This window comes from Streptomyces lacaronensis, from assembly GCF_047337785.1.
GTDB lineage: Bacteria > Actinomycetota > Actinomycetes > Streptomycetales > Streptomycetaceae > Streptomyces > Streptomyces lycopersici.
This window is the reverse complement of the sequence record NZ_JBLHDK010000003.1, coordinates 11,462,020-11,486,802: the sequence shown is the minus strand read 5'-3', so window position 1 is coordinate 11,486,802 and position 24,783 is coordinate 11,462,020. Positions and strand designations below refer to the sequence as shown.

Sequence of the window (24,783 nt, the reverse complement as noted above, 5' to 3'; positions counted from 1 at the left end):
CTACCGTCCCGTTGCCCCCTACACGGGTCGCCGCCGGAGGGCCGCGACCGGTGGGGCGGACTCTTGACACCCCGTGTGACAGCGCTTTCTCTTCGACGAATGACATCTGGACGACGATCCGTCAGACGCGGCCGACGGCCGCTCGGCCTTCTCGCGGCCGCCGCCCTCGGCGTGGCCACGCTGGTCGCGCACCCCGCCGCCGCACACACCGCACCGACCACGCGGACCGTCCCGGCGGCCAAGGGCACCACCTACTACGTCGACTCCCGCTCCGGGGACGACGGGGCGCCGGGCACCAGCGCCGCCGGGGCCTGGCGCAGCCTCGACCGCGTCGGCCGGACCACCTTCCGGGCCGGGGACCGGATCCTGCTGAACGCCGGTGGCTCCTGGAAGGGCCAACTGTGGCCGAAGGGTTCGGGCGAGAGGAACCGTCCGATCGTCATCGGCGGCTATGGCACGGGGCCCAAGCCGCGCGTCCGCGGGGAGGGCACCGTCGATGACGCGGTGCGGCTGTTCAACCAGGAGTACTGGGAGATCCGCGATCTGGACATCAGCAACGAGGCGCCCGCGACCGGGACTCCGGGCGAGAATCTGCGGGATCTGCGCGGTATCCATGTCTCGGGCGACAACGCGCGGCGGCTGGACCACTTCTGCGCGACAACGCCTTCTCCTCGGAGGTCGCCGACGCGAGCCTGACCACCAGCCCGACCATCGCTTACGCCAACAACTTCTACGGCGGTGCCCCGCTGCCCGTCCCCGCCACCGACCGCACCGCGCGCACGGGCGACCCGCTGCTGGTGAACCCGGAGGTGTCCGGGCCGTGCGGCACGGCCGACAGCGGACCGCGACTGGGCACCGCGCTGGGCTTCGCTCCCCGGCCGGGCTCACCCCTGATCGGCACCGGCACCGTCATCCCGGACAACGGTGGCCGTGACTACCGTGGCGCCCCGCTCTACCGCGGCCGCCCCGATGTCGGCGCCGTCGAGGGACCGCCGGGCGGACGCGCTTGACCTTGTCGCAGCGGCAGGGTTTCTACTGGCCACATGCGCATCGGAGAAATCGCCACGCTCGTCGGTGTCACATCCCGGACCGTGCGGCACTACCACCACATCGGTCTGCTGCCCGAGCCCAAGCGGCGCGCCAACGGATACCGGGTCTACACCCTCCGGGACGCGGTTCTGCTGGCCCGGATCCGGCGGCTGACCGAGCTCGGGCTCGCCCTGGACGAGGTGCGGGACGTCCTCGCGGACGACGCCGGGCGTGAGCTGGCCGAGGTGCTGGGCGAGCTGGACGCCGATCTCGCCCGTCAGGAACGCGAGATCCAGCAGCGCCGCAAGGTGCTGGCGGCGCTGCTGGACGGCCCGCTCACAGCGGACGCAGCGCTCTCCCCCGCGCTCGTGGAGCTCCTGAAGGTGGCGCCCGCCACCTCCTCGCCGACCGCCGCCAAGGACCGCGAGCACCTGGTGCTGCTCGAGGGGATGATCGGCGGGGAGGCGGTGTACGCGGCGTTGCGGCCGCTGGCCGGGGACCCCGCCGTGCTCCCGCTGTACGAGCGGCTGGATGAACTGGAGGAGGCCACGGCGGACGATCCCCGGATCGCGCCGCTGGCCGAGGAGGTGTCCGCCGCCGTACCGGACGAGGTGCTGGCGGCCATCCCGGACAGCGGCCCGACGGCGACCGGCTTCGAGCAGGCGCTGCTCGACGACTACTCGCCCGCCCAGGCCGAGGTGGTGCGCCGGGTGATGGAGCAGCTGACCGTCCGACGGGGCGGGAGGGCGTCATGAACCGGCCGTTCGCACGGGCGGCGATGTGGGCGAAAGGCGTGGCGGAGGCCATGATCCCGCTGGTCGCCCGCCGGCTCGTCCGGCATGAGGCGCGGGCCTTGCACAGCCTCGGGCTGTGGGTGCTGCGCCGCCGCCACCAGGTCCCCGAGGGGGCGCTGGCCGTCGCCTACACCGGGCCCCAGACGGCCATGATGTACGGGATGATCTTCGTGTCGGTCATCGAGACGGTGGGGCTGGCCCTGGTGATCCCCTGGCCGGTGGTGCACGCGGTTCTGCTCGTCATCGATGTGTACGGGGTGGTGCTGGTCCTCGCCCTGCACGCGGCCTGTGTGGTCCGGCCGCATGTCGTGGGGTCCGACGGCTCGCTGCGCATCCGCTACGGCACACTGTTCGACCTGCGGGTTCCGGCCGCCACCATCGCCGCCGCCCGGGTCGACCGGCGCTATCCGGACGGACGGCTGGTGCGGCTGGGCCCGGACGGGGTGCTCGACCTCGCGGTGGGCGGCCAGACCACGGTGACGGTGGAGCTGACGGAGCCGGTGCCGTTCGTACGGCCCCTCGGGCGGCGGGGCGTCGCCCGTACGCTCCGGTTCCACGCGGACGATGCACGGGAAGCGGTCGCCGCGCTCACCCGGGCCCGGACGGAGGTGGCGCCGGACCCGTCAGCGGCGCCGCAGTGACGGGTCGAGCAGCGCGGGCGGAGTGTCGTGCTTCTCGTGCGCGGCGAGGTCGGTGCCGGGGGCCACGATCGCGTCGATCGCGTCGAGCAGATCGGCGGGGAGCACGGTGTCGGCGGCGGCCAGCTGCGCGTGCAGATGGTCCAGTGTGCGGGGGCCGATGAGCGCGCTGGTCACGGCGGGATGCGCGGTGACGAATCCGAGCGCGAGCTGGATCATGGTCAGACCGGCCTCGTCGGCGACCTTGGCCAGCTGCTCGACGGCGTCGAGCCTGGCCCGGTTGGCGGGGGTGGTGACATCGAAGCGCTCCGGCATCATCGCCGAGCGGCTGGTGGTGACGGACCGGCCCGCGCGGATGGCGCCCGACAGCCAGCCCGAGGCCAGCGGGCTCCACACCAGCACGCCGAGCCCGTACTCCTCGGTGACGGGCAGTACGTCGCGCTCGATTCCGCGCTGCAGGACCGAGTAGCTGGGCTGTTCGGTGACATAGCGGCTCAGGCGGTGCTCGCGGGCGGCCCACTGGGCCTGGACGACGCGGTAGGCGGGGAAGGTCGAGGAGCCGAAGTAGCGGATCTTCCCCGCGTGCTGGAGGTCGGTGAGCGCCGACAGCGTCTCCTCGTCGCTGGTAGCCGGGTCCCACCGGTGGATCTGGTAGAGATCGACGTGGTCGACGCCGAGCCGGCGCAGGCTGTTGTCCAGCTCGGTGACCAGCCAGCGGCGTGAGCTGCCCCGGTGGTTGGGCCCGTCGCCCATGGGCATGCCCGCCTTCGTGGCCAGCACGATGTCGTCGCGGCGGCCGGCGATGGCCTTGCCGACCATCTCCTCCGACTCGCCGGCGCTGTACATGTCGGCGGTGTCGATGAGGTTGATCCCGGCCTCGAGAGCGGCGTCGACGAGGGCGGTGGCCTCGTCCTGGGTGGTGCGCCCGATGCTCCCGAAGTTCATCGCGCCGAGCGCGAGCGAGCTGACCTGCACACCGGTGCGGCCCAAGGTGCGGTACTGCATGACCGTGTTCCTCCACTGCGGGGAAGCGTGACGGCATTGCGCGGCGGCAATGCGCGGTTTGGTCGCCGGGTCCCTGCTCTGGCATCATAAGCAAACGGAACCTGGCTCCGGTAAAGATACGGAACGCTGTTCCGGTTGGCAAGTCCGGCAGTGGAGGGAGCGGCGCGGTGAACGACGGCGACAAGGGCGCGGGGCCCTCGGCCCGTTCCAAGCGGGCGGACGCCCGGCGCAACCAGGAGACCCTGCTCGACGCGGCCGCCTCGGTCTTCGTCACCTCGGGCGTGGAGGCGCCGGTGCGCGACATCGCGGCCAAGGCCGGTGTCGGGGTGGGCACGATCTACCGCCACTTCCCGACCCGGGCAGACCTGATCATCGCCGTCTACCGGCACCAGGTCGAGGCCTGCGCCGAGGCCGGTCCGGCCCTGCTGGCGAGCGGCGCGACCCCGCATGCCGCGCTGGGTCAGTGGATCAATCTCTTTGTCGACTTCCTGGTCACCAAGCATGGCCTCGCCGCCGTGCTGCGGTCCGACAACACGAGCTTCGACACGCTGCACTCGTACTTCATCGACCGCCTCCTGCCCGTGTGCACCCAGCTGCTCGACGCGGCGGCCGACGCCGGTGAGATCCGACCCGGCCTGAAGGCGTACGAGCTCATGCGCGGCGTCGGCAACCTCTGCATCGGCGCCGAGCACGACCCCGGCTATGACGCACGCCGACTGGTCGCACTCCTCATCGAGGGGCTGCGCCAACCCCATTGACGGCGCCCGATGTCTGAGTACGTACCTGAGTATCCGGACGGATGCGGAGCCGACCGCATCCGCCCATCCTTGTCCGCATGAGTGAGACTCCGGTCAAGCAGCAGAGCACGGCCGCGTTCTACGGTCAGGCGATCGCGTCCTTCGCCGTCGCCATGGCCGCCACCGCCGTCGGCATCTTCCAGCTGAGCGCCGACGCCTGGGTACGCGGTTTCCTCGCCATCTCCGTGCTCTACCTGGTGACCTCCGCCTTCACCCTGGCCAAGGTGATCCGGGACCGGCAGGAGGCCGGGCAGATCGTCAGCCGGGTCGATCAGGCGCGGGTGGAGAAGCTGCTCGCGAACCACGATCCTTTCGAGAAGCTGTAGACCTGCCGCGCCTGGGACTTGGCCATGACGTCCGTCAGATCTTCGCGGCGCACCACCACGACCCCGTCGGCGTCCGCGCGCACCACGTCTCCGGGGCGGACGATCTCGCCGCCGATGGCGATGGCCACCTGGAACATGATGGTGTCCCGGGGCGCGCAGCGCACGGTGAAGGCGGGGCCGCGGACCGACGAGCCCGCCCATGCCGTGCACGACCTGTTCCACGAGCTGATCACCGACTTCGGCCAGCCCGCCTCGCGTTCACCCACCCGGGGGCGGTCCGCTGGTACCCCGTACCGTCAGCTTCGGGTCCAGCACCGCCTCCCTCGGCTCCGAGACCGCGTTCTCCAGCCGCTCCACGGCGAACCGCACCGCGTACTCGGCCATGACCACCGCGTCCTGGCGGACCGTGGTCAGGCCGATCGGCATCAGATGGGAGAGGTGGCTGTCGTCGTAGCCCACGACCGACAGATCGCGCGGAACCTCGACGCCCGCCTGCGCCAGGGTCATCAACAGCCCCATCGCACAACGGTCGTTGCCCGCGAGGACCGCCGTTGGCAGGGGCCGGCCGTGATCGCGCTCGGCCAGCAGCAACCGCCCCGCGTCGATGCCCGACTGCTCGGTATGCTCGCCCGGGATCACCCGTAGCTCCCGCTCCAGGCCATGGCGGCGCATCGCGGCCCGGTAGGCGCGGCGGCGCTCGGCCGAGCCCGGTCCGCGGCCGCCGTCGATGTGCACGATCCCGCGGTGGCCCAGTCCGACGAGGTGCTCCATGGCCTGCCGTACACCCTTGCCCTCGGCCGTGTGCACGCTGTCGACGCGGGCGTGGGGCACCCGGCGGCCGACGGAGACGGCGACCGTGCGATGTCCCAGTGCGTCGAGGTCCACGGGCTGTGCGTCGGTGCCGAGCAGGATCACCGCCTCGCAGCGGTGGCCGAGCAGCGCCTCGACGGCCTTGTCCTCGCCACGCCCCTGGGCGGTCGCGGAGAGCAGGACGTCGTAGCCGAGCCGCTCGGCCTCGGGGTAGATGCCCTCGACGAGGTCGGCGTGGAAGGGCTGGCGCACGGTGAACATCACGCCGAGCGTGCGGCTGCGGCCACGGGCCAGCAGCCGGGCAGCGCTGTCGGGCCGGTAGCCGATCTCGTCGGCGACGCGCAGCACCCGGTCGCGGGTCCGCGGGCTCGCCCCCGGCTGATCGCGGAAGACGATCGAGACCAGTGCCCGGGACACGCCCGCCTTCTCAGCGACGTCCGCCATGGTGGGCCGCTGCCTGCCCGATGTTTCCACCTGTGACCACCCTCCGACGCGGCCCCACCTTACGGGCAGTCGTGAAATCCCCCGGCAACAAGCTATTGACATGACATTCGGACAGCGGCCATCGTACTCGCCTAGAGCGCGCTAGTAGAGCGCGCCAGCCAGCCCTGTTCTCCCCGATCCGCGACCCCGTCCTCCCCCCCTCCGCAGAAGGACAACGCCATGGCAACGGCGCCATCCCCTCTCCGCACCACCGCGGGCAACCTGTGCCTGGGCTCCGCCCCCGACTCCTGGGGCGTCTGGTTCCCCGAGGACGATCAGCAGGTGGCGTACACCCGCTTCCTCGACGAGCTGGCCGCGGCCGGCTACCAGTGGCTGGAGCTCGGCCCGTACGGCTACCTGCCCACCGACCCGCGGCGGCTTGAGGCCGAGCTCGACGCGCGCGGTCTGCGGGTCTCCGGCGGCACCGCGTTCGGAGCGCTGCACCGCCCCGACGCCTGGGACGAGATGCTCGCCCATGTGCGTGGAGTGGCCGAGCTGACCGCCGCCGCGGGGGCGCACCACCTGGTCCTGATCCCGCCCATGTTCCGGGACGAGAAGACCGGTGAGTACACCGAGCCGCCCGAGCTGACCGCCGAGCAGTGGGCGGGCTTCGGCCGGTCGGCCGACCGGCTGGGCAAGCTCCTGCTGGACGAGTACGACATACGTCTGGTGATCCACCCGCACGCCGACAGCCATATCCAGACCCAGCCGGAGATCGAACGGCTGCTGAACGAGTCCGACGGCCGATACGCCAACCTCTGTCTGGACACCGGACACGTGGCCTACGGCGGCGGTGACAACCTCGATCTGATCCGCCGCTTCGGCGAGCGCGTCGGCTACGTCCACATCAAGCAGATGGATCCCGCCGTGCTCGCCCAGGTGGCCGCCGAGAACCTCTCCTTCGGTGAGGCCGTGAAGCGGGGCGTGTGCGTCTCCCCGCCCGCGGGGGTGCCGAACCCGGCCGATGTGGTGGGTGAACTCGCCGCTCTCGACGCCGAGTTGTTCGTCATCGTCGAGCAGGATCTGTACCCGTGCGCGCCCGATGTGCCACTCCCCATCGCCGTCAGCACCCGTGAGCACCTGGCCGGCTGCGGCCTCACCGGAACCCGACGCCCCACCCTCGACCGGTAGGAGGCGGCCATGGACGTCAGGGACGGCGGTCACCGAGGGCATGGTCACCAGCTCGCAGTGCTCGGGGCCGAGCTCCGGACGCGCTTCTTCTGACCCGCTCTCCTCATATTCACAGGGAATCCAGCATGACCGTACGTATAGGTGTGATCGGCGCCGGAATGATCGGCCAGGACCACATCCGGCGGCTCACCGAGGTCATCACCGGTGCCGCGGTCACCGCCGTGACCGACATCGACCGGGCCCGCGCCACCGAGGTGGCCTCCCGTATCGGCGCCGCGACGCCGCCCACCGGCAGCGACCTGATCCACTCCCCCGACGTGGACGCCGTCCTCGTCACCTCCTGGGGCCCCACCCACGCGGAACACGTTCTCGACGCCATCGCGGTGGGCAAGCCGGTGTTCTGCGAGAAGCCGCTCGCCACCACCGCCGAGGACTGTCTGCGCATCGTGGAGGCCGAGCGCGCCCACGGCCGCCACCTCGTGCAGGTCGGTTTCATGCGCCGCTTCGACGCCGGATACCGCCAGATGAAGGACGTGCTCACCTCGGGCGCCGTCGGCACTCCGCTCATCGTGCACTGCGCACACCGCAACCCGACCGTGCCGGACTCCTACGTCTCCGCGATGGCGGCCCAGGACACGGCCGTGCACGAGATCGACGTACTGCGCTGGCTGCTCGACGACGAGATCAGCTCCGTCCAGGTGATCACCCCGCGCGCCACCGGCAAGCGGTTCAGCCATCTCAAGGACCCTCAGATCATGCTCTTCGAGACGGCGAACGGTGTCCGCATCGACCTGGAGGTCTTCGTCAACTGCCAGTACGGCTACGACATCCAGTGCGAGACCGTGGGCGAGGACGGCCTGGTCAGGCTGCCGGACCCGGCGGCCGTCGGCATCCGCGCCGCCGGTCGGCACGGCACCGGCGTACTCCAGGACTGGAAGGGCCGGTTCGGCGATGCCTTCGACACCGAGTTCCGCGAGTGGATCGCCTCGGTCGCGGCGGGCACCGAACCCACCGGTCCGTCCTCGTGGGACGGCTACGCCGCCACCGTCATCACCGATGCCGCCGTCCAGTCCCTGGAGTCGGGCGGACAGGTCATCACCGTCGACATGAAGCCCCGACCCGCGTTCTACGGAGCCACCTCGTGAAAATCGCACTCGACCCCTATATGCTCCGCGCGCTGCCGCTCGAAGAGATGGTGCGCACGGTCGCCGAACTCGGCTACGAATACATCGAGTTGTCCCCGCGCGACGACTTCATGCCGTTCTTCCTCCACCCTCGGGCGGATGACGAGCGCGTCGCGGAGCTGAAGCGGGCCCTGCGCACGCACGGTGTCCAGCTCTCCTCCGTGCTGCCGCTGTACAAGTGGTCCTCGCCCGACGAGACCGAGCGGCAGACCGCCGTCCGCTACTGGAAGCGGATGATCGAGATCACCGCCGACCTCGAATGCCCGCTGATGAACTCGGAGTTCAACGGCCGCCCCGAGCGCGCCGCCGAGAGCGAGGCCGCCTTCTGGCGCTCGCTGGAGGAGTTGCTGCCGCTCTTCGAACGCGAGGGCATCGCCCTCAACCTCGAGGCCCACCCGGACGACTTCTGCGAGGAGAACGCCCCCGCGGTCAACCTGGTCCGCGCCATCAACAAGCCGTGGGTGAACTACCTCTACTGCGCTCCGCACACCTTCCACCTCTCCGGCGCCGAGCCGACGGCGGACATCGCGGCGATGATGGCCTACGCGGGCGACAAGCTCCAGCATGTGCACATCGCGGACTCCTTCAACCACAAGGGCTCCTCCGGGCTGCGTTACATCCTCAACCCGCCCGGCACGCCGGCCCGTATCCACCAGCACCTGGACATCGGCCAGGGCGAGGTCGACTGGGACACCTTCTTCGGCACCCTCCGCGAGCTGAACTTCGACGGTGTCGCCACGTCCTGCGTCTTCGCCTGGGAGGAACGGGCGCGGGAGTCCTCCGCCTTCATGCTGAACCGCATCCGCAAGGAGCTCGCGGCGTGAGACACGGCGGCCGGGCGCAAGAGTCCCGCCGAAGGTGGTGAGGGCCGCGTAAGGGGAGCGTCAGGGTGCGCCCCACCCGCCCTGCGCCCGGCCTGGCGTGCCGGTATGGAACGGCTGATGGGCCGGCCCGCCCGGACGCCCGTGGCCGCCGACGGCGTGCGGAGGCGCGGTGGGCGGTGTGGTTCGCGCCGGCGTTCGCCGGGGTGACGACGGTGCTCGACTGGGCCTCGGGCGGGCTCACCGTGGCGCGGGCCGATCTGTGGGCCCTGCTCGCGGTGGCGGTGTTCACGGTGCCGCGGCCACCGCGGGTGACGGCGGGCGGTGGCCGGCTGACGGTGCGGGGCCTCGTACGCGTCCGCCGGGTGCGCATCGACGCCCTGGTCGGGGTGTGGCGGGACGGCCGGATCGCCACTCATCTGCTCCTGTGGGACGTCCACGGCCACCGGGTGACGCTCGACCTGGGAGTCCTGGTCGCGGATCCGCTGCCGTGGCACGAGCTGGACACCGGTGCCCGGCGCTCCCTCGAAGCGGGTACCTTGCGGCATGGCACGGAGATCCCGCGGCTGCTGGGCCGGAACCTCGACGACACGGCCACCCGGGGGATCCCCGGCGCCTCCGGCCTGGAGTAGAGGGGCGGGTCAGCCGCGCAGGGCCCGCAAGTGGGCGCTGCGGACGTCGGCGGTCTGGCCCTGCACCACCAGGAACAGGCCCTCCCGGGCCAGCCGCTGGGCGGGGCTGCCAAGGCCGAAGGCCCGGCCGCCGCCCGCCACGATCGCCGCGGTGGTGGCGGCGCGCAGCACGTCGTAGGCCCGGGTCTTCACCGCGAGCCGGTCCGCCAGGCGTTCGCCCGGGGGAACCTCGTCCACCAGCGCGTACGCCTCCCGGCGCACCTCGCGCAGCCGCTCGCCCAGCACCTGCGCCGTCTCCTTCGCCTCCGCGTCCCCGGCGGCCTCCAGCAGGTCCAGGGCGGCGCCGGCCACGCCGAACACGGCCGGGTTGGGGTTGGTGTTCTTCGGCCGGTCCGCGACCGCCCACTCCTCGTAGGGGCGGCTCCAGACCACCGCCTCCTCGGGCACCACCAGGCCGTCCAGCTCCAGGCCGACCGTGCGGGTGCCGGTCAGCGCGGCGAGCTCGAGCCGCGGTGTGGGCCGCAGACCGGGCCGCTCACGGGCGTCCGCGACGGCGAACAGCGCATCGCCGTCGTCGGTGACCCCGGCGAGCAGCATCACATCGTTCAGGCCCCAGCCGGTGTACCACGGCACCCGGCCGTCGAAGCGCCTGCCGCCCGGGACCCGGGTGACCCGCACCGGTGTGCGGGGGAAGGCCCGCAGATGGGAGAAGGCGATACCGGACAGCAGCGTGCCGTCGCACAGCGGCCGCAGCAGCCGCTCGCGTGCCGGGGAGTCGGAGGCGGCGAGCATCCTGACCGGGCTGTGGTGCTGGGCCTGGACGAAGTAGGTGGAGCAGCACGCCCCGGCCAGGATTTCGGCGATCTCGCGGGCCACCGCGTCCGGCGCCTGCGCCCCGCCGTACGCCGCCGGGCCACTCACCCCGAGCACCCCGGACCTCTTGACCTCGCCGATCGCGGCTGGGGAAACACCCTCGCGGTCGGCGGCCTCGGCGCCGGGCGCCAGCACCTCGTGGGCGAGGCGCCGGGCCGCCTCGATCAGCGTCGCAGCCGAGGCGGTCATGGCCGCTCCTGGGCTTCGGGGGACGCCAGACCGGCCAGCAGCAGGCGCATACCGCGGTGGAAGTGGGAGTCCCAGTCGTCCTCCTCCAGGAGCGGGAAGTGTCCGGCGAGGGTGGGGTATTCGTCGATGTGGGCGCGGATGTGGGCGTCCACGGCCGAGCGGGTCGCCGCCTCGTCGGAACGCTGCTGCCACACGGTTTCGGAGGAGGCGGAGCCGATCACATAGTGGGTGATGGTGGCCGCGGCGGACGACAGGTGGACCCCTTCGAAGCCGCCGGTGGTGAGCGCGGTGTAGGCGAACTCCGAACAGCGCAGGGCGTTGGGCCCCATGAGCGGGCGGGAGTTGGCCAGGGCGCCGGCCCATGGGTGGCGAAGCAGGGCCGAGCGCAGGCCGGTCATGAACGCCTCGATGTCGTCCTGCCATGAGGCGCTGTGCCGCTCGGGGAGGTCGAGTTCGGCGAAGACCGCGTCGAGAGCGAGGTCCAGGACGTCGTCCTTGGTGGCCACGTGCCAGTAGAGGCTGGTCGCGTGGGCGCCGAGCCGCTCGGCGAGCCGGCGCATGCTCAGCTTCCGCACACCGTCGCGGTCCAGCAGCTCGACGGCGGTGGCGATGATTCGCTCATGTGACAGCTGAGGCCGTGGGCGGGAGGTCTTCCCGGCGCGGAACCACACCGCTCCCGGTGCGCTGTCCAGCAGCTTCTTCCCCTGGTCCGCGTCCGTCCCCTTGTTCCCGTCCGGCTTCGCGCTCACGAGCCCGCAGCCTACCCCTTTGCGGTCACCGCTCCACCGCTCCTACAGTGCTGGATGCAATCCAACAGTGCCCTGGGCGTGGCCGGGCTGGGCAGCCTGCTCGCCACCGTCTACCGGGGCAAGCTGCCGGACGGTCTGCCCGAGGACGCGGTGTCCTCGCTCGGCGCCACCCTGTCGCACGCCCGGGGCCGCGCGGACGGCGAGGCACTGGCCGAGGCGGCCCGCTCGGCCTTCACCGACGCCCAGTCCGTCACGATGAGCGTCGGCGTGGCGGCCGCCCTGACCGGCGCGGCCGTGGCACTGCTCGCCCTGCCGGGCCGCACCTCCCGGGCTGTGGCACCCGGGCCGGAGTCCGAGGAGGTGGGGCGGCCGGGGTCACAGCGGGACGCGGAGTGAGGACCGGCCCTTCCGCCAGGTGTCCAGGACCTCGTCGGCGAAGCGGTCCTCCAGGAAAACGGTGGCATCGACGCCGAACGCCACGTCCGCGGCGAGCCCGGGTTCGCGCTTCAGGAGGTCGTCGATCACCTCATGGCGTACGACCTGCTCGTGTACGGCGTCGGCCTCCACGTGCTCGGTGTAGAAGAACACCGCCGCCTCGCCCGCGCCCAGCCGTCGCAGGGCCCGGGCCAGCCGGTCGGAGGCGGGCGAGGAGGTGATCTCGACGGTGGCGAAGTGGCCCACCAGGGCGCCGCGCAGCGCCCTGCGCAGTCCCAGCAGCGACATCATGTTGACCACCGCCAGCATCCGCGCCGACGTGGCGTCCAGGTAGTGGTTGTACGTCGGGTCCAGACCCAGGTCGGCCATCAGAGCGGCGAACAGTTCCGCGTGCACCCGGTCTCCGTGCCCGGCCCCGAACTCGTCGTACTCCACGGCCGCCATCGCCGCCTTGGCCCGGCCCCGCAGCCGTGGCAGGACCCACACATGCGGGTCGGCCTCCTTGAGCTGGTAGAGCGACCGCTGCGCGATGTACTCACGCATCTGCCACAGCTCGCCCTCGTCCCGGAGAAAGTGCGACACTCCCGTCCCGTCGGCGGGCTCCACCAGCAGCCCGGACACGGCGGCGCCCGGGTCGTCGTGCGTGGTGGCGTCGGAGCGCAGCGCGTCCAGGAAGCGCCGCTCCAGCGTCTGCCGCGTCCGGAGCAGTTCGGGATCCCACTCCCATGCGTCGTCGACACCGGAGAAGCCCTGGTAGTGGAGTTCGTAGCACACATAGAGCGCGAGCTGCAGATCGTCGCCGTACGGGTCGGCCGCCCGGAGCGACCGGCCGCCGGGCAGCGTCGCCCCGCCGGGCTCGCGTACGAGGGCGTCGACGAGCGCGCCGGACACCTCTCCCCGCGCCGTGGGCAAGGGCAGCGGCCGGGTCGTCGTCGCGGGGTGCGTGTCGCTCACCGTTCCTTCTGCTCCGTCCGCCTGTGTCGTGGTGGCCTTCGGCTTCGCCTTCGTGGGCCGGGTTCCCCTTACCACCTGCCGCAATCGCGGCGCGGGCAACGTCACCGGACCATGCCACCCGCTCAGCCCGCGCCTCGCCCCGGCGGATGTCCCGTGGCCGTGGATCCGGTTGCCATGGGAGATCCTCCGCGCCCGCCTCGGGGACCGGCCGCTCCCCTCCGACTACGTCCTGGTCGACCCCGCCTCGAGCTGACCCGTGCCCGCCCACCGGTCGGCGCCCGCGCGTCAGTCGGCTCCGGGCCCCTTGACCAGGACGCGAATGGTGTCCAGCCGGGGGTCGGCCGCGTCGGGGAGGTTCATCCCGGCCTTCAGCCCGGAGCGCAGATAGTCCAGGACCGGCCGCTTCAGCACCTCGCCGGGCAGCACGGCCGGTATGCCCGGCGGGTAGGGGGTGATCATCTCGGCCGCCACCCGGCCCGCCGCACGGGCCATGGGCAGATCCTCCGTGGCGCCGAAGTAGGCGTCCCGCGGCAGACAGGACTGTTCCATCCGCAACTCGTCCGGCGTCGGCACGGCCACCTCGGGGGAGGGCCGCAGATCCCCCGCGTGGTCGGCCAGCTCGCGCAGCGCCGTCAGCAGCGCTCCGGTCGTCGAGGGGTCGTCGGCGTGGGTGAGCTGGGTGCTGATCCGCCGGTGGTCGGCCAGATGGGCGTTGACGTCGTGCTGTTCCCGGAGCCAGTCGGCCGCGCGATAGCCACTGACCCCGAGACCGGTCAGGTCGATGACGACCGGAAACGGATCGAAGTCACTGCCCAGACCGGGACCCGCGTAGTCCGCGGGCCCGTCCACGTGCAGTCCGTCAATGGCCGCGATCTCGTCGCGCACCGCATGCGCCCGGCGCAGAGCCGCGCCGAGCAGTCGCTCGCCGTGCAGCGCCATCTGCCGACGCCACCCGTCCATTCCCGCGTAGAGGAGCACGGACGGACTGGTGGTGCCGAGCAGACCGGCGCAGGACTTCAGGAAGGCCGGCTCGATCAAGTCGCCCCGGAGATGGAACACCGAGCCCTGCTCCAGACCGCTGCCCATCTTGTGGATGCTGGTCACGCAGACGTCGGCACCCGCGTCCATGGCCCAGCTCGGCAGCTCGGAGCAGAACGGCAGATGTGCTCCCCACGCCTCGTCGACGATCAGCGGACGGCCACGCCGATGGCAGACCTCGGCGATCCCCGCCAGGTCGGCGCAGGATCCGTACGGAGTGGGGCTGGTCACCAGGGCTCCCCTGGCCTCCGGGTGCTCTTCGAATGTCCGCTCGAACGACGCGGCCGACGGCGGATGCGCGATATGGCGGGCACCGTCCCATTCGGGTTCCACCCAGATCGGCCGGACACCGGAGATGATCAGGCCGGCGACCACCGATTTATGCGCGTCCCGGCCCACCAGCAGGGTCTCGTGCGGGCCGGCCACCGCCAGCATCGCCGCCTTGACGGAGAGCGAGCTGCCGCAGGTCGAGAAGAAGGTGTGCTCGGCGCGCACCGCGTCCGCCATCAGCTCCTCCGCGAGCTCCAGCACACGGCCCGATCCCAGCCGGTCGTCAAGGCCGCCGAAGGCGAGGAGGTCGGCGCGGAACACCTCGTCCCCCAGGATCTTGACGACCTCCGGGTCGGCGCCCCTGCCCTGCTTGTGCCCGGGCGGCGTGAACGGGAGGGCCCCACTCTCGTGGTAGCGAGCCAGGGCCTCCAGAATCGGAGCCTGTGTGTGATCCATGCCGGACGAGTGCCCTCCCACCTGCGGAGAAAACCGTTGCTCAGCGCTCCTTGCGCGAGCGGTGGAAAAGCCACGCCGCGGGTACGAACCAGCAGATCACGAACCAGAGCAGGGCCGCGGCCGCCAGCCAGAACGCGGTGGCATCGGCCACGACGACACGCAGGATCAGCAGCAGCGCCGACGCCACCGTGCACAGCAACAGCACCAGCCCGGCCAGGGTGAAGCGGGAGGCCCAGTCCACCGTTTCCGGCTTCAGCCGGCGTCCGGTGACGATCCGGTGCAAGGAGACGGGTGCGATCAACGCGCCGGTGGCCGCCGCCCCCAGAAGGATGGTCACGACATAGATGGCCCGGTCCACCTGGCCCAGGTCGTGGAAGCGGGGGGTGAAGGCCACCGTGAGCAGGAACGCGAACAGAATCTGCACGCCCGTCTGCGTCACCCTGACCTCCTGGAGCAACTCGGCCCACTTCCGGTCGGCCCGCTCCTCGCGGCTCTCCACACGGCCGGACCGGGCCTCACGGCCGCCGTTTCCGGGCGCTTCGTGGTCGTCGTGCATCAGCCTGGCCTCCTTCGCGTCCACCCCTGTGTTCCCAGCCACTCCGAAGGGCGAACATCACCCGCGATCAGCGGCGCGAGCGCAGCCGATCCATGCATCACCCGGGCCATCAGGGGCACTCGGCCGCCAGTCAGTGGAAAGGAGAGAGACACCATGACCCACACCGCCGAGACCGGCGAGGTCACCGGCACGAAGGACAAGGACTACAACCTCGTCTGGTACGTCGAGGCATGCCTGAGCAACGCGCTGCGTATGGAGACCTACATCCAGGACGCGGAACGGGACAAGGACACCGAGGTCGCGAAGCTGTTCCGCAAGGCCCAGGCGGACAGCCGCAAGGGAGCCGAGCTGGGCAAGCAGCTCCTGAAGGCCCGCTTCGGCAGCTGATCCGCTGACGGAGAGATCGGAAAGATCTCCGACGGCCCCCGAGGGCTTCGCCCCCGGGGGCCGTGGCATGCGGCGACGTGAGCCGCCGGTCGCATTCACCCCGGCTCGTCCCGGATCACCCCAGCACGGCGACCGCGAACGCGATGCAGAAGGTCACGAACAGCGCCACGAAGAGCCAAATGACGATCGTGGGCCCCTTCGACCAGCCCTTCGTGGGGTTGTACGTCTCGCGGGGGCCCGCTTCCGACAGGCCGCCCTCGGCCGGTGGGGTCTCGCCCGGGGGCACGCCCACGCTCGGCCGAAGAGCGGGAGATCCAGGAGATCCGGGACTTCCGGGGGCCTCAGGAGACCCGGCAGGCCCGGGGGCGCGGTCAGGGTGCGGGTTCTGCTGGTCCATGTCCGATGCGCTCCTTTCCGCCTGCGGCGCGCCAGCTCCCCCGGCCCGACACCCCGTTCGAGGCGCCGTCCCCGGTGGACTCTTCCCACCATACGGCGGAAGAGCGGCCGGGCACGGCCCGGCGTTCGCGGCACACCGTGAGCGTCATAGTTGCCCGGCGTTCGAGGTGGTGTCGGTGTGGAACACCAGCTGTCCGTCCGCGACCTCCACCCGGGCCCGGTCGCCGGACGAGATCTCACCGTCCAGCAGCAGTCGCGACAGACGGTTGTCCACCTCCCGCTGGATGGTGCGGCGCAGCGGCCGGGCACCGTACGCGGGTTCATGGCCGTGCCGCGCGATCCAGTCGACGGCCTCCGGGGCGAACTCCACGGTGACGTCCTGAGCGTGCAGCCGACGGCGGGTCTCCTCCAGCAGAAGATCGGTGATCTGGCGCAGATGCTCGTCCGTGAGCTGCCGGAAGACCACGATCTCGTCGACGCGGTTGAGGAACTCGGGGCGGAAGTGCTCGCGCAGCGGTCGCAGGACGCGCTCGCGCCGGGCCTGCTCGTCCGTCTCGGCGTCCGTGGCCCCGAAGCCGAGGGCGCCGCGCCCGCCGATGGCCTCGGAGCCGAGGTTGCTGGTCATCACGACGACCGTGTTGCGGAAGTCGACCGTACGGCCGTGGGCGTCGGTGAGCCGGCCGTCGTCGAGCACCTGGAGCAGTGTGTTGAACACGTCCGGATGCGCCTTCTCGATCTCGTCGAACAGGAGCAGCGCATAGGGGCGGCGGCGCACCGCCTCGGTGAGCTGCCCGGCCTCCTCGTGGCCGACGTATCCGGGCGGGGCGCCGACCAGCCGGCTGACGGTGTGCCGCTCCTGGTACTCGCTCATGTCCAGCCGGACCATCAGGTCCTCGCTGCCGAACAGCGCCTCGGCCAGCGCCCGTGCGAGTTCGGTCTTGCCGACGCCGGTCGGGCCGAGGAAGAGGAAGCTGCCGATGGGGCGGCCGGGGTCGGCGAGACCGGCGCGGGAGCGCAGCACCGCCTCGGCGACGGCACGCACGGCCTCGTCCTGTCCGATCACCCGCTCGGACAGGTGCTCCTCCAGGCCGAGCAGGCGCTGCTTCTCCTCCTGGGTGAGGCTGCTGACGGGGATCCCGGTCTGGCGGGAGACCACCTCGGCGATGTCCTCGGCGGTGACCTCCAGGCCCTGCCCGTCGTCGGGCTCGGTGCCGCCGTCGGCCCCGATGTGGCGCTTCAACTCGCCTATGCGGTCGCGCAGTTCGGTGGCCCGCTCGTACTCCTCCGCGGCCACCGCCTGGTCCTTGTCCCGGGTCAGCTGCTCGACCTCGCGCTCCAGGGTGCGGGTATCGGTGCCCTTGGTGCGCGAGCGCAGCCGCACCCGGGCGCCGGCCTGGTCCACCAGGTCGATGGCCTTGTCGGGCAGGAACCGGTCGGTGAGGTAGCGGTCGGACAGCTCCACGGCCGCGAGCAGCGCCTCATCGGTGAAACGGACCTGGTGATGGGCCTCGTAGCGGTCGCGCAGACCGCGCAGGATCTCCACCGCGTCGGCGGCTGAGGGCTCCGGGACCAGGATGGGCTGGAAGCGCCGGGCCAGCGCCGCGTCCTTCTCGATGTGGCGGCGGTACTCCTCCAGCGTGGTGGCGCCGATGACATGGAGTTCGCCACGGGCCAGGGCGGGCTTGAGCATGTTGCCCGCGTCCATGGAACCGCCCTCGGCGCCGCTCGCGCCCGCGCCGACCACGGTGTGCAGCTCGTCGATGAAGACGATCAGCTCCTCGGAGTGGGTGCGGATCTCGTCGATGATGCCGCTCAGCCGTTCCTCGAAATCACCTCGGTAGCGGGTGCCGGCGACGACCGCGGACATGTCCAGGGCGACCACCCGGCGGCCCAGGAGGATGTCGGGGACGTCTCCCTCGGCCACCCGCTGGGCGAGCCCTTCCACGATGGCGGTCTTGCCGACACCGGCGTCGCCGATCAGTACGGGGTTGTTCTTGCCCCGGCGGGACAGCACCTCGACGGTCTGCTCGATCTCCTCCTCGCGGCCGATGACGGGGTCGATCCGCCCCGCGTGGGCGAGGTCGGTCAGATCGCGGCTGAACTTGTCGAGGGTGGGCGTGTTCTGCGGTCGGCCGGACTGCTGCCCGGATGCCCTGCTCACCGACGGCCGGCCCGGTGCGCTCCGCGGTCCGCCCCGGCCCGCCGCGGGGTCGAAGGGCAGGGAGTTGAGGATGCGGCCGGCCGTGGAGTCGTGGTTGGCGGCCAGCGCCCCGAGCACATGCTCGGGGCCGATGTAGGAGGCTCCGTTCGCACGGGCCAGTTCATGTGCGTCCAGCAGGGCGCGCTTGACCGCGGGGGTGACGGACAGCTGGGTGCGCCGCGGGCCCTCGCCGCTCATCCGGTCGATCTCCGCGGCCAGCGCGTCGGTGTCGGCACCCGCCCCCGCCAGCAGCCCCCGGGTCGGCTCGGCGGCCAGCGCCGCACGCAGCAGATGCTTGGTGTCCAGATCGGCACTGCCGTGCTCGGCGGCGTAGGTGGCCGCGTCGGCGACGAGTCGCCGGGCGGGGTCGCTCATCAGGCGGCCGATGTCGATATGGCGGAGGCCGGGGCGCGGTCCGCCGCCGAGGAACCGTGTCATGAATTCCTCGAACGGGTCTGGACCGAAGTCCCCCGGACCCATGAAACCGCTGCTCATGGCCTTCCGTTCCGCAGTCCCGGCCAGGTGTCCGGACCGGGCCCGCTCTCTTGACAGGCGTGATCCTTCCGGGGCGCGGGTGCCCGAGAGGCACCCGCATTACACCTGCGGTCGCCGGGCCGCGGACGGCCGTCGCACACCACGACGCCGACACACGGTCAGTCATCAACGAACAACACATCGTCACCAACCTTCTCGCGGTGCGACGTCCGCCTTCTTGCGAGAGGCTGGAGAGAGGGAGCGTGACGGGCAGTCGCGCCGCATATCCGGGCTGACACCTGCACCTAGCGAGGAAGGCGGGCCGTGATGAGCGCTTCGGATACGCACGCCATGAGGCGGAGCCAGGGCGAGATGGCCCCACCCTCGGCGATCAAGCTGAACATCAACGATCAGGTGCGGCAGCTCGAGGTGGATCCGCGGACCTCGCTGCTCGACGCGCTGCGCGAACATCTGCGCCTGAGCGGGACCAAGAAGGGGTGTGATCACGGGCAGTGCGGCGCCTGCACGGTACTGATCAACGGCCGGCGCGTCCTCTCCTGCCTGACACTCGCCGTGATGCACGAGGACGACGCGATCATGACGATCGAGGGCTTGGGCGATCCCGACCATCTGCACCCCATGCAACGGGCCTTCGTCGAGTGCGACGGCTTCCAGTGCGGCTACTGCACCCCCGGCCAGATCTGTTCGGCCGTCGGCATGCTCGCCGAGGTGCAGGCGGGCTGGCCCAGCCATGTCACCACCGACGTGTCCTCGCCCCGGGTCGCGTTGACCGACGACGAGATCCGCGAGCGGATGAGCGGCAACATCTGCCGGTGCGCCGCCTATCCGAACATCGTCGCGGCCATCCGCGGCAGCGCGGAGGGAGGCGCCACATGAGGTCCTTCACCTATGAGCGGGCGACGGACACACGGGCCGCCGTCGCCGCGGCCGCCCAGCCGGGCGCGAAGTTCATCAGCGGCGGCACCAATCTGCTCGACCTGATGAAGCTCGACATCGAATACCCCAGCCATCTGGTGGACATCAGCCGGCTTCCGCTGCGGGACATCGAGGAGCTGCCGGACGGTGGACTGCGCATCGGCGCCCAGGCGCGGAACTCCGATGTGGCGGCCGATCCCCGCGTGCGCACCCGCTATCCGGTGCTGTCGGAGGCGCTGGTGTCGGGCGCCTCGGGGCAGCTGCGCAACAAGGCGTCCACCGGGGGAAATCTGGTGCAGCGCACACGCTGTCCCTACTTCTACGACACGGCCGCGGACTGCAACAAGCGCAACCCCGGATCGGGATGCGCGGCGATCGGCGGCTTCAACCGGATCCACGCCATCCTCGGCGCGAGCGAGTCCTGCATCGCCACCCACCCCTCGGACATGGCCGTCGCGATGACCGCGCTCGACGCGGAGATCGAGCTGCTCCGGGCCGATGGGTCGGTGCGGCGCGTCGCCATCACGGACTTCTACCGGCTGCCGGGCGATACGCCGCACATCGAGAACGTGCTGGGTGACGACGAGATGATCACGGGCGTTCTGCTGCCCCCGCCCCTGCCGGGCCGGCAGATCTACCGCAAGGTGCGCGACCGGGCGTCGTACGAGTTCGCGCTGGTCTCGGTGGCGGCCGTCGTCTCGGCCGACCAGGGAACGATCCGGGAGGCGCGGGTGGCGTTCGGCGGGGTGGCACACAAGCCGTGGCGGTCCGTCGAGGCGGAGGACGCGCTGACCGACCGTCCGGCCACGATGGACACCTATCGCGCCGCCGCCGAGGCGGCGCTGCGCGGCGCGGTCGGGCGGGGTGACAACGACTTCAAGATCGAGCTGGCCAAGCGCACGCTGTGCCGCACGCTGGCGCAAGCGGCCGGGGCGAGCTGAGGAGGCGAGATGATCGGGCAAGCTGTGAACCGCGTCGACGGCCCGCTGAAGGCCACCGGCCGGGCCGCCTACGCCTACGAGCACTGGGAGGCCGGTCAGCCCCTCTACGGCTTCATCGTCGGCGCGACGATCGGCAAGGGCCGCATCACCCGCATCGACACCGAGGACGCGGAAGGCGCGCCCGGTGTCCAGCTGGTGATGACCCACCTCAACGCCCCGGCGCAGGGCCCCCGCGACGAGTCCATTTCCTTCGAATACTGGCGCGCCCAGCCGGTGTTGACCGGCCCGGACATCCACTTCTACGGAGAGCCGGTGGCATTGGTCGTCGCCGAGACCTTCGAGCAGGCCCGGGACGCGGCCGACCTGGTCGAGGTGGAATACCGCGCCGGGCGGGGCCGTTTCGACTTCGGCGAGTTCGAGGACGACACCTACATCCCCAAGACGGTCAACGCCGGTCTCCCCACCGACACCGCGGTCGGCGATTTCGACGCCGGGTTCGCCGGCGCGGAGGTCAAGGTCGACCAGCGGTACACGACCCCGTACGAGTTCTCGATGCCGATCGAACCGAACGCGTCCATGGTGGCACCGCGCGGCGAGGATCTGGTCGTCTACGTCAGCTGCCAGATCACCGACGCGGCGCGGGACTCGGTCGCCGGCACGCTGATGATGGACCCGGAGCGGGTGCACGTCGTCACCCCCTTCGTCGGCGGTGGCTTCGGCTCCAAGCTGGGCATCCACTCCGAGACGATCCTGGCGGCGCTCGCCGCCCGCACACTGGGCCAGCCGGTCAAGGTCACGCTGACCCGCCAGCAGGTCTTCCAGCTCGTGGGCATGCGCCCCACGTCGAACCAGCGGGTCCGGCTGGGCGCGGGACACGATGGACGGCTGGCCGCGATCGCCCACGACGTCACCATGCACACCAACCCCGACGTCGAGTACGCCGAGCAGACCGCCGCCACCGTGCGCAGCCTCTACGCCGCGCCCCACCGGCTGACCAGCCACCGGCTGACGGCGCTCGACCTGCCGCGCGGGACGGACGTCCGCGCGCCGGGCGAGGCACCGGGCATGCTCTCCGTCGAGTCGGCGATGGACGAGCTGGCCGAGGCGCTCGGGATGGACCCGGTCGAGCTGCGGATCCGCAACGAGCCCACCGTGGATCCCGAGCGGAACGTACCGTACAGCGACCGGCACCTGGTGGAGTGCCTGCGCGAAGGCGCGCGCCGGTTCGGCTGGGAGAACCGCCCGGCCACACCCGCGAGTGTGCGCGAGGGACGGTGGCTGATCGGCTACGGCATGTCGGCCGCCATCCGGGGGCACTTCCAGGGGCCGACGACGGTGCGGGTGCGGTTGGAGCCGGACGGCACCGCCGTGATCCAGACGGACATGACCGACATCGGCACGGGCACCTACACCATCCTCACCCAGGTCGGGGCCGAGGGACTCGGCCTCCCGCTGGAACGGGTTCGGGTCGACCTCGGGCGTTCGGATCATCCCTCCAGCTGGGGGTCCGGCGGCTCGTGGGGCGCCACCAATTCGTCCACCGCGGTGCACCGGGCGTGCGCGGCCCTGCGCACGAAGCTGCTGGACGCGGCCTGCGGCGACACACGCTCCCCGCTGCACGGCCAGGATCCCTCAGCGGCGGTGTTCTCCGACGGCGACGTGGCCATCGGTGACGCGTCCGAGGCGCTGCGCGAGATCGTCGCGCGCCACCATCCCGACGGTGTGGAGGCGGAGGGCCAGACCCGCTTCATGGGCGACGATCCGAACTACTCGGACTACTCGATCAACACTTACGGGGCCCATTTCGCCGAAGTGGGTGTCGACGCGGACACCGCCGAGATCCGTCTGCGGCGGATGCTCAGCGTGTTCTCGGTGGGCCGTGTGTTCAACCCGAAGACGGCCCGCTCGCAACTGATCGGCGGCATGATCTGGGGTGTCGGCGCGGCCCTCGAGGAAGAGGCGGTCGTCGACCCGCGATCCGGCGCCTTCGTCAACCGGGACTTCGCGGGGTATCTGGTGCCGGTCCACGGCGACATCCCCGCCGACATCGAGGCCGTCGTCCTCGAGGGGTACGACGACAAGGCCAATGACCTCGGCGCGAAGGGCATCGGTGAATTGGGCATCTGCGGATCCGGGGCGGCGGTGGCCAACGCGGTGTTCAACGCCACCGGAGTGCGCGTGCGGGACTTCCCCATCACGCTCGAGAAGCTGCTGCCCGGATTGCCGGCCATGGTCTGACTCTCCGGGCACAACCCGTTCACCGCGCGGTGGTGGCGCGTAGCGTCGTCTCATGACGACCACCGACGAGACCCTCATACGGCTGCGGACCACGGCGGCCGCGGGCGATGCCCAGGCCGCGCTCCGGCTGGGGCGGTTGCTGTGCCTGACGGCAGCGGACCCGGCCGAGCCCGGGGACGGCGAACCGACCTGGCCCGAAGAGCGGTGGCTGCGCGCCGCCGTGGCGGCACGCCCCGATGATGTCGAGGCTCTGACCCTGCTGACCGGGCGCCTTGCCCAGCAGATCTCCTACTGGGAGGCGTGTCTGGACATGAACCCCGACGTGATGAAGTGGTACGGGGAGGACGAGAGCACCGTCGAACGGCGGCACATCGAGGCGGAGAAGCTGTACGCCCGGATACGCGCGGCCGGTCCCACCCGCCACACGGGGGCGGGGCTCGACGAGTTGGCCGTGCTTCTCGGTGTCGGTGACAAGCCCGCGGCGGAGCACGCGTACAGCTTCTACGTCATGGAGGACGAGGCATGGAGCGGATCGGTGCGGCACAGCGCGACCATCGTCGCGTCCGACGCCGATGAGATCCGCTGGGCCTGCGACAAGTGGTTCACCCTGTCCGAGGGCGGCATCGGCGGCGAACCCACCCTGACCGCCTATGTGGACGGCGCGGAGGTGGGCTCGGTCGGCCTCGGCCCGCACCTCGCGGACGGTGGCGTGGACTGGGACGCCGTCGCCGTGCCCGAACTCTCCGGTTCCCGGCTGCCCGCGGGACTGCCGGTCCCGGGCCGCGGGCTTCATTATGGCTTTGCCGGGGGAGCCGAGTAGGAGGTCGGTGACGTGTATCGGCCCGCGTGGGCCTCCGCGTCAGGTGCCTCGCTCCCGGGCCTGGGCGGTACGCGGAACCATGCCAGCCCCGCGGCGGTCAGATGGGCGAGGGCGCCGATGGCCATGCTGGCGCGCAGCCCCTCGCTGTAGTCGGCGGCCATGGCGAGCAGGGTGCCACCGAGCGCCACGCCGGTGGCACGGCCCGTCGGTGATCCACTGGATGCCGGTGAGCGAGGCCGACAGCTCCCGGCCGATCACGGGCACGGCCACGTCGATGACCGTGACGTCCAGGATGACCATGAAGTACCCGGCACACACGGCCAGCGGCGGTACCGAGCCACGGCCGTCCACGCGTCTCACACCGGGGATACTGGGCACGTGGCCCACACGCGCGAGGAGCCGCGGTCCCTTCCCACCGAACTGCGGCCCTATCTGGAAGAACTCGTCCGGCGCACCCGCACGGTGTGCGGGCCCCGTCTGGTGAGTGTCCTCGCGGTCGGTTCCCTCGCGCTCGGGGACTACCGGCATGGGCGCAGCGACGTCGATGTGACGGTCGTCGTGGAGCCGTCGCTGCCCGGATCGGCCCTGCCCGACCTGGCCGGGGCCCTCGCCCACCCGCGTCTGCCCTGCCCGGCGGCGGGGCTGGAACTGGTGGTCTACGGAACGGATTTCGTCCGCCATCCCTCCGGTGCGGCCGGGTACCTCCTGGACCTCAACACCGGCCCGCTGCTGCCCAACCGGGCCGGCTTCGACGCGGCGCGGTCCCCGGCGTTCTGGTACGCCATCGACCGCTCCGTCGCCCATCAGACCGGGCTGACACTCTTCGGCCGCCCGGCCCGGGAGGTGATCGCCGCACCGGGCCGCCCGGATCTGCTCACCGCGATCCGGGCCTCCGTCCGAGAGCACAGCGACGGAGAAGGTCACCTCGCGGACAACCGTGTGCTCAACGGCTGCCGCTCGGTGGTGTTCTGCCGTACCGGCCGCTGGCTGGCCAAGCGCGCCGCGGCGCGGGAGGTCGCCCTGGCCGAGGAGGAGTTCCGGCCGCTCATCGAGGCCGCGGTGGACAGCTTCGAGCGCCCCCGCTCCTCCGCGATCCCACTGCCCGCCGCCGAGGTGCGGGCATTCCTGGCCCGGGTACGCGAACGGGTCGACCAGACCGCCCGGGCGGCCGGGACCTGAGCGGGGTCCGCGGCCTTCGGCCACCGCGGAGCCCGGCCGTTG

General features: G+C 71.5%; 29 protein-coding genes. 18 read left to right on the top strand and 11 right to left on the bottom strand.

Annotated elements, in window-relative coordinates:
• The first annotated feature begins 99 nt into the window (after window positions 1-99).
• The 4 genes from ACMTAK_RS49300 (at window position 100) to ACMTAK_RS49285 (ending at window position 2,464) form a co-directional block, all read left to right on the top strand.
• Window positions 100-696, top strand: coding sequence for a hypothetical protein (locus ACMTAK_RS49300; RefSeq protein ID WP_413812241.1), 597 nt, complete (start codon window positions 100-102; stop codon window positions 694-696).
• 101 nt (window positions 697-797) lie between these two features.
• Window positions 798-1,010 carry a hypothetical protein gene (locus ACMTAK_RS49295; protein WP_413812240.1) on the top strand — a complete coding sequence of 71 codons (213 nt, stop codon included), beginning with the start codon at window positions 798-800 and terminating at the stop codon, window positions 1,008-1,010.
• Between the two features lie 33 nt (window positions 1,011-1,043).
• Window positions 1,044-1,784, top strand: coding sequence for a MerR family transcriptional regulator (locus ACMTAK_RS49290; RefSeq protein ID WP_413812239.1), 741 nt, complete (start codon window positions 1,044-1,046; stop codon window positions 1,782-1,784).
• The gene (locus ACMTAK_RS49285; RefSeq protein ID WP_413812238.1) at window positions 1,781-2,464 is read left to right on the top strand and encodes a hypothetical protein; all 684 of its coding nucleotides are present in this window, start codon (window positions 1,781-1,783) and stop codon (window positions 2,462-2,464) included. Before ACMTAK_RS49290 ends, ACMTAK_RS49285 begins: the two co-directional genes overlap by 4 nt.
• On the opposite strand, the gene ACMTAK_RS49280 is transcribed toward ACMTAK_RS49285, so the two are convergent.
• A complete protein-coding gene (locus ACMTAK_RS49280) occupies window positions 2,447-3,466 on the bottom strand; it encodes an aldo/keto reductase (protein ID WP_413812237.1) in 1,020 nt (339 codons plus the stop codon). The genes ACMTAK_RS49285 and ACMTAK_RS49280 overlap by 18 nt on opposite strands.
• Window positions 3,467-3,633: 167 nt before the next feature.
• Here ACMTAK_RS49280 and ACMTAK_RS49275 point away from each other — a divergent pair, with 167 nt between their 5' ends.
• Together ACMTAK_RS49275 and ACMTAK_RS49270 are read left to right on the top strand one after the other, a co-directional pair.
• The gene (locus tag ACMTAK_RS49275; RefSeq protein WP_413812236.1) at window positions 3,634-4,224 is read left to right on the top strand and encodes a TetR/AcrR family transcriptional regulator; all 591 of its coding nucleotides are present in this window, start codon (window positions 3,634-3,636) and stop codon (window positions 4,222-4,224) included.
• A gap of 77 nt (window positions 4,225-4,301) precedes the next feature.
• Window positions 4,302-4,589 carry a YiaA/YiaB family inner membrane protein gene (locus ACMTAK_RS49270; protein ID WP_413812235.1) on the top strand — a complete coding sequence of 96 codons (288 nt, stop codon included), beginning with the start codon at window positions 4,302-4,304 and terminating at the stop codon, window positions 4,587-4,589.
• On the opposite strand, the gene ACMTAK_RS49265 is transcribed toward ACMTAK_RS49270, so the two are convergent.
• Together ACMTAK_RS49265 and ACMTAK_RS49260 are read right to left on the bottom strand one after the other, a co-directional pair.
• Entirely contained in the window at window positions 4,535-4,855 is a 321-nt protein-coding gene (locus ACMTAK_RS49265) for an RraA family protein (protein WP_413812234.1), read from the bottom strand. The two genes, ACMTAK_RS49270 and ACMTAK_RS49265, sit on opposite strands and share 55 nt — an antisense overlap.
• Window positions 4,848-5,843 carry a LacI family DNA-binding transcriptional regulator gene (locus tag ACMTAK_RS49260; RefSeq protein ID WP_413812233.1) on the bottom strand — a complete coding sequence of 332 codons (996 nt, stop codon included), beginning with the start codon at window positions 5,841-5,843 and terminating at the stop codon, window positions 4,848-4,850. The genes ACMTAK_RS49265 and ACMTAK_RS49260 overlap by 8 nt, the downstream gene beginning before the upstream one ends.
• A 219-nt stretch (window positions 5,844-6,062) precedes the next feature.
• Between ACMTAK_RS49260 and ACMTAK_RS49255 the strand changes: the two genes are divergently transcribed.
• The 4 genes from ACMTAK_RS49255 to ACMTAK_RS49240 all read left to right on the top strand — a co-directional run bounded on the left by ACMTAK_RS49255 (window position 6,063) and on the right by ACMTAK_RS49240 (window position 9,650).
• Window positions 6,063-7,013 carry a TIM barrel protein gene (locus ACMTAK_RS49255; RefSeq protein WP_413812232.1) on the top strand — a complete coding sequence of 317 codons (951 nt, stop codon included), beginning with the start codon at window positions 6,063-6,065 and terminating at the stop codon, window positions 7,011-7,013.
• Between the two features lie 125 nt (window positions 7,014-7,138).
• Window positions 7,139-8,158, top strand: a complete 1,020-nt coding sequence (locus ACMTAK_RS49250) for a Gfo/Idh/MocA family protein (protein ID WP_413812231.1) — start codon at window positions 7,139-7,141, stop codon at window positions 8,156-8,158.
• Window positions 8,155-9,021: a sugar phosphate isomerase/epimerase family protein gene (locus ACMTAK_RS49245; RefSeq protein ID WP_413812230.1), complete on the top strand. Its 867-nt coding sequence runs from the start codon at window positions 8,155-8,157 to the stop codon at window positions 9,019-9,021. The genes ACMTAK_RS49250 and ACMTAK_RS49245 overlap by 4 nt, the downstream gene beginning before the upstream one ends.
• Window positions 9,022-9,197: 176 nt before the next feature.
• Entirely contained in the window at window positions 9,198-9,650 is a 453-nt protein-coding gene (locus ACMTAK_RS49240) for a hypothetical protein (RefSeq protein ID WP_413812229.1), read from the top strand.
• A gap of 9 nt (window positions 9,651-9,659) precedes the next feature.
• On the opposite strand, the gene ACMTAK_RS49235 is transcribed toward ACMTAK_RS49240, so the two are convergent.
• Together ACMTAK_RS49235 and ACMTAK_RS49230 are read right to left on the bottom strand one after the other, a co-directional pair.
• Window positions 9,660-10,712 carry an acyl-CoA dehydrogenase family protein gene (locus ACMTAK_RS49235; RefSeq protein ID WP_413812228.1) on the bottom strand — a complete coding sequence of 351 codons (1,053 nt, stop codon included), beginning with the start codon at window positions 10,710-10,712 and terminating at the stop codon, window positions 9,660-9,662.
• Window positions 10,709-11,461, bottom strand: coding sequence for a TetR/AcrR family transcriptional regulator C-terminal domain-containing protein (locus ACMTAK_RS49230; RefSeq protein WP_413812227.1), 753 nt, complete (start codon window positions 11,459-11,461; stop codon window positions 10,709-10,711). The genes ACMTAK_RS49235 and ACMTAK_RS49230 overlap by 4 nt, the downstream gene beginning before the upstream one ends.
• Before the next feature lie 54 nt (window positions 11,462-11,515).
• On the opposite strand from ACMTAK_RS49230, the gene ACMTAK_RS49225 reads away from it, so the two are divergent.
• Window positions 11,516-11,857 (top strand): hypothetical protein, encoded by a 342-nt coding sequence (locus ACMTAK_RS49225; RefSeq protein ID WP_413812226.1) that lies wholly within the window; start codon window positions 11,516-11,518, stop codon window positions 11,855-11,857.
• Here the strand turns inward: ACMTAK_RS49225 and ACMTAK_RS49220 are convergent.
• Complete coding sequence (locus ACMTAK_RS49220) at window positions 11,837-12,850, bottom strand: iron-containing redox enzyme family protein (protein ID WP_413812225.1); 1,014 nt, start codon at window positions 12,848-12,850, stop codon at window positions 11,837-11,839. The genes ACMTAK_RS49225 and ACMTAK_RS49220 overlap by 21 nt on opposite strands.
• On the opposite strand from ACMTAK_RS49220, the gene ACMTAK_RS49215 reads away from it, so the two are divergent.
• Entirely contained in the window at window positions 12,840-13,103 is a 264-nt protein-coding gene (locus ACMTAK_RS49215; protein ID WP_413812224.1) for a hypothetical protein, read from the top strand. The genes ACMTAK_RS49220 and ACMTAK_RS49215 overlap by 11 nt on opposite strands.
• 32 nt (window positions 13,104-13,135) lie before the next feature.
• On the opposite strand, the gene ACMTAK_RS49210 is transcribed toward ACMTAK_RS49215, so the two are convergent.
• Window positions 13,136-14,614, bottom strand: a complete 1,479-nt coding sequence (locus ACMTAK_RS49210) for an aminotransferase class I/II-fold pyridoxal phosphate-dependent enzyme (protein ID WP_413812223.1) — start codon at window positions 14,612-14,614, stop codon at window positions 13,136-13,138.
• A 40-nt stretch (window positions 14,615-14,654) separates the two neighbouring features.
• Window positions 14,655-15,170: a DUF6328 family protein gene (locus tag ACMTAK_RS49205; RefSeq protein ID WP_413812222.1), complete on the bottom strand. Its 516-nt coding sequence runs from the start codon at window positions 15,168-15,170 to the stop codon at window positions 14,655-14,657.
• A 153-nt stretch (window positions 15,171-15,323) separates the two neighbouring features.
• On the opposite strand from ACMTAK_RS49205, the gene ACMTAK_RS49200 reads away from it, so the two are divergent.
• Window positions 15,324-15,557: a hypothetical protein gene (locus ACMTAK_RS49200; RefSeq protein WP_413812221.1), complete on the top strand. Its 234-nt coding sequence runs from the start codon at window positions 15,324-15,326 to the stop codon at window positions 15,555-15,557.
• A 115-nt stretch (window positions 15,558-15,672) separates the two neighbouring features.
• Here the strand turns inward: ACMTAK_RS49200 and ACMTAK_RS49195 are convergent, their stop codons facing one another.
• Entirely contained in the window at window positions 15,673-15,849 is a 177-nt protein-coding gene (locus ACMTAK_RS49195; RefSeq protein ID WP_191062898.1) for a DUF6480 family protein, read from the bottom strand.
• Between the two features lie 249 nt (window positions 15,850-16,098).
• Window positions 16,099-18,648 carry an ATP-dependent Clp protease ATP-binding subunit gene (locus ACMTAK_RS49190; protein ID WP_413812220.1) on the bottom strand — a complete coding sequence of 850 codons (2,550 nt, stop codon included), beginning with the start codon at window positions 18,646-18,648 and terminating at the stop codon, window positions 16,099-16,101.
• 306 nt (window positions 18,649-18,954) lie between these two features.
• Here ACMTAK_RS49190 and ACMTAK_RS49185 point away from each other — a divergent pair, with 306 nt between their 5' ends.
• Genes ACMTAK_RS49185 through ACMTAK_RS49170 form a run of 4 tightly spaced genes read left to right on the top strand, consistent with a single transcriptional unit; the run spans window position 18,955 to window position 23,562 of the window.
• Window positions 18,955-19,524: a 2Fe-2S iron-sulfur cluster-binding protein gene (locus ACMTAK_RS49185; protein ID WP_413812219.1), complete on the top strand. Its 570-nt coding sequence runs from the start codon at window positions 18,955-18,957 to the stop codon at window positions 19,522-19,524.
• On the top strand, window positions 19,521-20,504 hold the full coding sequence (locus ACMTAK_RS49180) for an FAD binding domain-containing protein (RefSeq protein WP_413812218.1): 984 nt from the start codon (window positions 19,521-19,523) through the stop codon (window positions 20,502-20,504). The genes ACMTAK_RS49185 and ACMTAK_RS49180 overlap by 4 nt, the downstream gene beginning before the upstream one ends.
• Before the next feature lie 9 nt (window positions 20,505-20,513).
• The gene (locus tag ACMTAK_RS49175; RefSeq protein WP_413812217.1) at window positions 20,514-22,742 is read left to right on the top strand and encodes a molybdopterin cofactor-binding domain-containing protein; all 2,229 of its coding nucleotides are present in this window, start codon (window positions 20,514-20,516) and stop codon (window positions 22,740-22,742) included.
• 52 nt (window positions 22,743-22,794) lie between these two features.
• Window positions 22,795-23,562 carry a hypothetical protein gene (locus ACMTAK_RS49170; protein ID WP_413812216.1) on the top strand — a complete coding sequence of 256 codons (768 nt, stop codon included), beginning with the start codon at window positions 22,795-22,797 and terminating at the stop codon, window positions 23,560-23,562.
• Here ACMTAK_RS49170 and ACMTAK_RS49165 read toward each other — a convergent pair.
• On the bottom strand, window positions 23,535-23,723 hold the full coding sequence (locus tag ACMTAK_RS49165; protein ID WP_413812215.1) for a hypothetical protein: 189 nt from the start codon (window positions 23,721-23,723) through the stop codon (window positions 23,535-23,537). The genes ACMTAK_RS49170 and ACMTAK_RS49165 overlap by 28 nt on opposite strands.
• Window positions 23,724-23,940: 217 nt before the next feature.
• Here ACMTAK_RS49165 and ACMTAK_RS49160 point away from each other — a divergent pair, with 217 nt between their 5' ends.
• The gene (locus ACMTAK_RS49160; RefSeq protein ID WP_413812214.1) at window positions 23,941-24,741 is read left to right on the top strand and encodes an aminoglycoside adenylyltransferase domain-containing protein; all 801 of its coding nucleotides are present in this window, start codon (window positions 23,941-23,943) and stop codon (window positions 24,739-24,741) included.
• Window positions 24,742-24,783: the final 42 nt, after the last annotated feature.

Bases quoted from the DNA above. Each gene is read 5' to 3' on its own strand.
- ACMTAK_RS49300 (WP_413812241.1), top strand. From the start codon at position 100: ATGACATCTGGACGACGATCCGTCAGACGCGGCCGACGGCCGCTCGGC.
- ACMTAK_RS49290 (WP_413812239.1), top strand. From the start codon at position 1,044: ATGCGCATCGGAGAAATCGCCACGCTCGTCGGTGTCACATCCCGGACC.
- ACMTAK_RS49285 (WP_413812238.1), top strand. From the start codon at position 1,781: ATGAACCGGCCGTTCGCACGGGCGGCGATGTGGGCGAAAGGCGTGGCG.
- ACMTAK_RS49280 (WP_413812237.1), bottom strand. From the start codon at position 3,466: ATGCAGTACCGCACCTTGGGCCGCACCGGTGTGCAGGTCAGCTCGCTC.
- ACMTAK_RS49270 (WP_413812235.1), top strand. From the start codon at position 4,302: ATGAGTGAGACTCCGGTCAAGCAGCAGAGCACGGCCGCGTTCTACGGT.
- ACMTAK_RS49260 (WP_413812233.1), bottom strand. From the start codon at position 5,843: ATGGCGGACGTCGCTGAGAAGGCGGGCGTGTCCCGGGCACTGGTCTCG.
- ACMTAK_RS49255 (WP_413812232.1), top strand. From the start codon at position 6,063: ATGGCAACGGCGCCATCCCCTCTCCGCACCACCGCGGGCAACCTGTGC.
- ACMTAK_RS49250 (WP_413812231.1), top strand. From the start codon at position 7,139: ATGACCGTACGTATAGGTGTGATCGGCGCCGGAATGATCGGCCAGGAC.
- ACMTAK_RS49235 (WP_413812228.1), bottom strand. From the start codon at position 10,712: ATGACCGCCTCGGCTGCGACGCTGATCGAGGCGGCCCGGCGCCTCGCC.
- ACMTAK_RS49225 (WP_413812226.1), top strand. From the start codon at position 11,516: ATGCAATCCAACAGTGCCCTGGGCGTGGCCGGGCTGGGCAGCCTGCTC.
- ACMTAK_RS49210 (WP_413812223.1), bottom strand. From the start codon at position 14,614: ATGGATCACACACAGGCTCCGATTCTGGAGGCCCTGGCTCGCTACCAC.
- ACMTAK_RS49205 (WP_413812222.1), bottom strand. From the start codon at position 15,170: ATGCACGACGACCACGAAGCGCCCGGAAACGGCGGCCGTGAGGCCCGG.
- ACMTAK_RS49200 (WP_413812221.1), top strand. From the start codon at position 15,324: ATGACCCACACCGCCGAGACCGGCGAGGTCACCGGCACGAAGGACAAG.
- ACMTAK_RS49190 (WP_413812220.1), bottom strand. From the start codon at position 18,648: ATGAGCAGCGGTTTCATGGGTCCGGGGGACTTCGGTCCAGACCCGTTC.
- ACMTAK_RS49185 (WP_413812219.1), top strand. From the start codon at position 18,955: ATGAGCGCTTCGGATACGCACGCCATGAGGCGGAGCCAGGGCGAGATG.
- ACMTAK_RS49180 (WP_413812218.1), top strand. From the start codon at position 19,521: ATGAGGTCCTTCACCTATGAGCGGGCGACGGACACACGGGCCGCCGTC.
- ACMTAK_RS49175 (WP_413812217.1), top strand. From the start codon at position 20,514: ATGATCGGGCAAGCTGTGAACCGCGTCGACGGCCCGCTGAAGGCCACC.
- ACMTAK_RS49170 (WP_413812216.1), top strand. From the start codon at position 22,795: ATGACGACCACCGACGAGACCCTCATACGGCTGCGGACCACGGCGGCC.
- ACMTAK_RS49165 (WP_413812215.1), bottom strand. From the start codon at position 23,723: ATGGCCGCCGACTACAGCGAGGGGCTGCGCGCCAGCATGGCCATCGGC.